General features: G+C 49.0%; 1 rRNA gene. It reads left to right on the forward strand.

The features are described 5' to 3' along the window. Positions 1 to 52 precede the first annotated feature (52 nt). Positions 53 to 2974: ribosomal RNA gene (locus tag HMPREF2881_RS11345) — 23S ribosomal RNA — on the forward strand. Positions 2975 to 3072 lie beyond the last annotated feature (98 nt).

A 3072-nucleotide genomic window follows, 5' to 3' on the forward strand; every position in this document is an offset into this window, starting at 1 on the left:
AAAAATAATCGCTAGTGTTCGAAAGAACACTCACAGATTAATAACTATATTAGATTAAGTTATTAAGGGCGCACGGTGGATGCCTTGGCACTAGAAGCCGATGAAGGACGTTACTAACGACGATATGCTTTGGGTAGCTGTAAGTAAGCGTTGATCCAGAGATTTCCGAATGGGGAAACCCAGCACAAGTTATGTTGTGTTATCGACAAGTGAATTCATAGCTTGTCAGAAGGCAGACCCGGAGAACTGAAACATCTTAGTACCCGGAGGAAGAGAAAGAAAATTCGATTCCCTGAGTAGCGGCGAGCGAAACGGGAAGAGCCCAAACCAATAAGCTTGCTTATTGGGGTTGTAGGACACTCTATACGGAGTTACAAAGGAATATATTAAACGAATCATCTGGAAAGTTGAATCAAAGAAGGTAATAATCCTGTAGTTGAAAATATATTCTCTCTTGAGTGGATCCTGAGTACGACGGAGCACGTGAAATTCCGTCGGAATCTGGGAGGACCATCTCCTAAGGCTAAATACTCTCTAGTGACCGATAGTGAACCAGTACCGTGAGGGAAAGGTGAAAAGTACCCCGGAAGGGGAGTGAAAGAGAACTTGAAACCGTGTGCTTACAAGTAGTCAGAGCCCGTTAATGGGTGATGGCGTGCCTTTTGTAGAATGAACCGGCGAGTTACGATCTGATGCAAGGTTAAGCAGAAAATGTGGAGCCGTAGCGAAAGCGAGTCTGAATAGGGCGTATAGTATTTGGTCGTAGACCCGAAACCAGGTGATCTACCCATGGTCAGGTTGAAGTTCAGGTAACACTGAATGGAGGACCGAACCGACTTACGTTGAAAAGTGAGCGGATGAACTGTGGGTAGCGGAGAAATTCCAATCGAACTTGGAGATAGCTGGTTCTCTCCGAAATAGCTTTAGGGCTAGCCTCAAGTGATGATTATTGGAGGTAGAGCACTGTTTGGACGAGGGGCCCCTCTCGGGTTACCGAATTCAGACAAACTCCGAATGCCAATTAATTTAACTTGGGAGTCAGAACATGGGTGATAAGGTCCGTGTTCGAAAGGGAAACAGCCCAGACCACCAGCTAAGGTCCCAAAATATATGTTAAGTGGAAAAGGATGTGGCGTTGCCCAGACAACTAGGATGTTGGCTTAGAAGCAGCCATCATTTAAAGAGTGCGTAATAGCTCACTAGTCGAGTGACACTGCGCCGAAAATGTACCGGGGCTAAACATATTACCGAAGCTGTGGATTGTCCTTTGGACAATGGTAGGAGAGCGTTCTAAGGGCGTTGAAGCATGATTGCAAGGACATGTGGAGCGCTTAGAAGTGAGAATGCCGGTGTGAGTAGCGAAAGACGGGTGAGAATCCCGTCCACCGATTGACTAAGGTTTCCAGAGGAAGGCTCGTCCGCTCTGGGTTAGTCGGGTCCTAAGCTGAGGCCGACAGGCGTAGGCGATGGATAACAGGTTGATATTCCTGTACCACCTATAATCGTTTTAATCGATGGGGGGACGCAGTAGGATAGGCGAAGCGTACGATTGGATTGTACGTCTAAGCAGTGAGATTGAGTGTTAGGCAAATCCGGCACTCTTAAGATTGAGCTGTGATGGGGAGAGGAAATTGTTTCCTCGAGTCGTTGATTTCACACTGCCGAGAAAAGCCTCTAGATAGAGATTAGGTGCCCGTACCGCAAACCGACACAGGTAGTCAAGATGAGAATTCTAAGGTGAGCGAGCGAACTCTCGTTAAGGAACTCGGCAAAATGACCCCGTAACTTCGGGAGAAGGGGTGCTCTTTAGGGTGCAAGCCCAGAAGAGCCGCAGTGAATAGGCCCAAGCGACTGTTTATCAAAAACACAGGTCTCTGCTAAACCGTAAGGTGATGTATAGGGGCTGACGCCTGCCCGGTGCTGGAAGGTTAAGAGGAGTGGTTAGCTTCTGCGAAGCTACGAATCGAAGCCCCAGTAAACGGCGGCCGTAACTATAACGGTCCTAAGGTAGCGAAATTCCTTGTCGGGTAAGTTCCGACCCGCACGAAAGGCGTAACGATTTGGGCACTGTCTCAACGAGAGACTCGGTGAAATCATAGTACCTGTGAAGATGCAGGTTACCCGCGACAGGACGGAAAGACCCCGTGGAGCTTTACTGTAGCCTGATATTGAAATTCGGCACAGCTTGTACAGGATAGGTAGGAGCCTTTGAAACGTGAGCGCTAGCTTACGTGGAGGCGTTGGTGGGATACTACCCTAGCTGTGTTGGCTTTCTAACCCGCACCACTTATCGTGGTGGGAGACAGTGTCAGGCGGGCAGTTTGACTGGGGCGGTCGCCTCCTAAAAGGTAACGGAGGCGCTCAAAGGTTCCCTCAGAATGGTTGGAAATCATTCATAGAGTGTAAAGGCATAAGGGAGCTTGACTGCGAGACCTACAAGTCGAGCAGGGTCGAAAGACGGACTTAGTGATCCGGTGGTTCCGCATGGAAGGGCCATCGCTCAACGGATAAAAGCTACCCCGGGGATAACAGGCTTATCTCCCCCAAGAGTTCACATCGACGGGGAGGTTTGGCACCTCGATGTCGGCTCATCGCATCCTGGGGCTGTAGTCGGTCCCAAGGGTTGGGCTGTTCGCCCATTAAAGCGGTACGCGAGCTGGGTTCAGAACGTCGTGAGACAGTTCGGTCCCTATCCGTCGTGGGCGTAGGAAATTTGAGAGGAGCTGTCCTTAGTACGAGAGGACCGGGATGGACATACCTCTGGTGTACCAGTTGTCGTGCCAACGGCATAGCTGGGTAGCTATGTATGGACGGGATAAGTGCTGAAAGCATCTAAGCATGAAGCCCCCCTCAAGATGAGATTTCCCAACTTCGGTTATAAGATCCCTCAGAGATGATGAGGTTAATAGGTTCGAGGTGGAAGCGTGGTGACACGTGGAGCTGACGAATACTAATCGATCGAAGACTTAATCAATTTTTTCAAGTTTTGCGACGCAAATCTTTACTTACTATCTAGTTTTGAATGTATAATCATTCACTTGTCTGGTGACAATGGCAAGGAGGTCACACCTG

Origin of the sequence: Staphylococcus sp. HMSC057A08 (assembly GCF_001812925.1) — a bacterium.
Lineage (GTDB): Bacteria > Bacillota > Bacilli > Staphylococcales > Staphylococcaceae > Staphylococcus > Staphylococcus hominis.